Here is a 3,252-nt window from a genome sequence, read left to right as displayed (position 1 = left end):
TCGGGGTGGTCGAGGGGCTGGACGAGGCGGTCGAGGGAGGTGATGTTGGCGAGGACGTCGCCGTGGGTCATGGCGGCGCCCTTGGGGTCTCCGGTGGTGCCGGAGGTGTAGACGACGGTGAGGAGGTCCTCGGGGACGGCGCCGGGCCGGTCCAGGAGCGCGGGGACGCCCGCCGGGTCGAGCACCGAGGAGAAGGGCACGTCGCCGCGGCCGGGTTCGGGGTCGTCCACCACGACGAGGCGTTCGAGCGGGGTGTCCGGGTCCGCGGCCAGGTCGCGCCAGGCGGCGCCGGCGGTGTCGACGACGGCGGTGTGCGCCCGGCTGTGGCGTGCGATGTAGCCGATCTGTTCGGGGGCCGCGGTGCTGTACACGGTGGTCGTGGGCGCCCCGAGGTGGGCGAGGGCGACGTCGGTGAGCCAGTGTTCGTGGCGGTTGCCCATGAGGATCAGGACGTGGTCTCCGGGTCCGATGCCGAGGCCGTGGAAGCCGGCGGCGAGCTCGAGGACACGGTCGCGGGTGGCGGCCCAGGTGAGGGTGGTCCAGGTTCCGTCGTCCTGTCTCCAGGAGAGGGCGGGCAGGTCGGGGTGTTTCTCCGCGTTGTGGGTGAGCAGATCGGGGATGGTCCGGCATGCGGTCGCCTGTGGAGGCATCCAGCTCTCCTTGTCCGGTGATGATCCGGGTCTGTGATCCACGCCACAACGGACGATAGTCGAAGGATCCCGTACCTTCCAGACCTCCCGGACCCTCCTGCTCCCCCGGAACACACGACGGCGGCGGCACCCGCTGGGTACCGCCGCCGTGTCCGCGGAGTGTGGGGCCGGGCCGCGGCTCAGCGCTGCTTGGGGCGCAGCTCGCTGGTGACCGCCAGCCGGTTGTAGAGGTTGATCATGGAGATCGCCGCCATGAGCGCCGCGATCTGCTGGTCGTCGAAGTGCTCGGCGACCTCCTCGTAGGCCTCGTCGGAGACCCCGCGCTCGCCCAGCCCGGTCATCTCGTCGGTCAGCGCCAGGGCGGCACGCTCGGCCCCGGTGAAGAGCTCGCCGGCCTCGTGCCAGGTGGAGACCTGGATCAGGCGCTGGTGGGACTCCCCCTCCTTGAGCGCCTTCTGGGTGTGCAGGTCGACGCAGAACGCGCACCCGTTGAGCATGGACGAACGCAGTTTCACCAGTTCGAGCAGGCCGACCTCGAGGTGGCCGCCGATGATCTGGTCGATCTCGTCGAGTTTCTTGTAGACCTCGGGCAGCTGTTTGGCCCAGACGACACGTTTTCCGTCCACGGGGACCCCTCCTCGAAAAGACCGGTGCGGAACGTCGGGCCAACGCTACCGCGACCGTGTCAGAATCCCCCCGTGCCCCTCGACGAGAACCGCTCCCCCTCCCCCGGCCCGGACGCCCCCGTCACCCCGCCCGCACGCGTCCTGGCCCTGCGGATCGGCCGCAAGGCGTTCCCGCTGTACCTGTCGATGCTGTCGAACATGGTCGGCGCACTGGTCACCGCGGCCGTGCTGGGCCACACCGCCACCGCGGAACTGGCCGCCTACGCGTTGGCCGTGGCGGTGCTCAACCCGCTGGTCATGGTGGTGCAGGGGTCCCTGCGGGGCACGATGCCGTTCGTCGGCGAGAACGAGGACGACCCCGCCGCGCTCGGGCCGGTGGTGCGCGACAGCATCTGGTTGTCGGTGTGCGCGGGGGCCGTGGGCGCGGTCGTGCTGGCGAGCCTGCCGCTGAGCGCTCCGGCCCTCGGGGTCGACCCTGCCGCCGTCGCCGCGCTCGGGGTGTTCCCGTTCCTGCTCGCCGTGCACGTGCTCGTGCTGTCGGTGAAGCTGTCGGTCACCACCCTGCTCATCGGGCTCGGCGAGACCACGGGTGTGCTGGTGATCAGCCTGGCCACGACCGCGCTGTCGCTCGTCCTGACCCCGCTGCTGGTGCTCGGCGCCGGGCCGGTGCCCGCCCTCGGCCTGTTCGGAGCGGGCGCGGCGATGCTCGTGGTCACCCTGCTCACCACGGCTCTGTCGCAGTACGTGCTGCGCACCCGGACCGTGCTGCGCGGGCACCGGGTCGGGGTGGGCCTTCCGCAGTGGACGAGTGTGTGGAGCATGGCCCGGGTGGGGTTGCCGTCCGGCGGCACGCTCCTGGTCAAGTTCGCGGCGATGGGCGTGCTCACCGTGGCCATGGCCCGGGTGGGGGTGACCGAGGCCGCCGCGCACCAGCTCCTCGTGGTGGTGGCGACCTTCGTGTTCCTGCCTGCGACCGCGGTGGGACAGTCGTTCGTCCCCTTCGTGGCGCGCGCCGCCAAGGACGGCGACCGTGCGGAGGTGGGCGCCGTGCTGCGCGCCGGGTACACCGTCGCGGTACCGGTCGTGGTCGGCAGCGCGGCGCTGATGTGGGCCGCGGGGGGCGTACTGGTGCCGCTGCTGACCGACGATCCGCACGTGCAGGGTCTGGTCCTGGCGCTGGTGCCGGTGTTGGCCGCGGTGGTGGTGGCCGATGCGCTCCAGGCGCTGCCCGGCATGGGGCTCCTGGGCCTGAAGCACCCGCGGCCGTCGCTGCAGGCCTTCGTGGTCTGTTACGGCCTGCTCGCCGCGGCGGCGGTGCCCCTGGCCGAACAGGGCGGGCTGGCCCTGGTGTGGTGGGCGCACGCCGTCACCACCGCCGCGCTGTTCCTGTGGCAGACCACCGCCTTCCGCCTCACCCTCGCCCGCCTGTGACACCTGGGCCACGGGCCCGGGCTCAGTCGTGCTCGGCGGCGTCGTGGGTGAGCAGGGCGAGCTGGACCCGGCCGGTGAGGTCGAGCTTGGTGAGGGCGTTGGACACGTGCGCCTTGACGGTGCCCATCGACATGTACAGGCGGTCGGCGATCTCGGCGTTCGACAGCCCCGCGGTGACCGCCTCGGCGACCTCGCGCTCGCGGTCGGTCAACTGCGCCAGACGTGCCCGGGCGCGGTCACGGCGCGTCGTGCGTTCCGAGGGTCCCCCGGAACCGGCGACGCGGTCCATGAGCGTGCGCGTGACACTGGGTGAGAGCACCGGTTCTCCGGCGGCGGCGCGTTGCACGGCCTCGACGATGCGTTCGGGGTCGGTGTGTTTGAGCAGGTAACCGGCGGCACCGGCCCGCAGCGCCTCCACCACGGTGGCGTCGGCGTCGAAGGTGGTCAGCACCAGAACCTGCGGGGCGGGGTCCTCACCGGTGCGCAGGCGCGCGGTCGCCGCGATGCCGTCGATGCCGGGCATGCGCACGTCCATGAGCACCACG

Annotated in this window: 4 protein-coding genes; 1 reads left to right on the top strand and 3 read right to left on the bottom strand. The window is 72.2% G+C overall.

All coding sequences use genetic code 11. From position 1 onward, the window contains the following. Window positions 1-650 (bottom strand): AMP-binding protein (locus IDM40_RS27710; RefSeq protein ID WP_193125035.1); only part of this gene is annotated, 650 nt, incomplete at its 3' end. Between the two features lie 179 nt (window positions 651-829). Beyond that, window positions 830-1,276 (bottom strand): carboxymuconolactone decarboxylase family protein, encoded by a 447-nt coding sequence (locus IDM40_RS27705; RefSeq protein ID WP_017615074.1) that lies wholly within the window; start codon window positions 1,274-1,276, stop codon window positions 830-832. A 72-nt stretch (window positions 1,277-1,348) separates the two neighbouring features. On the opposite strand from IDM40_RS27705, the gene IDM40_RS27700 reads away from it, so the two are divergent. Further along, window positions 1,349-2,707, top strand: coding sequence for an MATE family efflux transporter (locus IDM40_RS27700; protein WP_193125034.1), 1,359 nt, complete (start codon window positions 1,349-1,351; stop codon window positions 2,705-2,707). Window positions 2,708-2,729: 22 nt separating this feature from the next. Here IDM40_RS27700 and IDM40_RS27695 read toward each other — a convergent pair. Beyond that, the coding region (locus IDM40_RS27695; protein ID WP_193125033.1) for a LuxR C-terminal-related transcriptional regulator at window positions 2,730-3,252 on the bottom strand (523 nt) is incomplete at its 5' end.

This window comes from Nocardiopsis coralli (genome assembly GCF_014892575.1).
GTDB lineage: Bacteria > Actinomycetota > Actinomycetes > Streptosporangiales > Streptosporangiaceae > Nocardiopsis > Nocardiopsis coralli.
The sequence above is the reverse complement of the archived record's forward strand: the minus strand, read 5'-3'. Positions and strand labels throughout refer to the sequence as shown.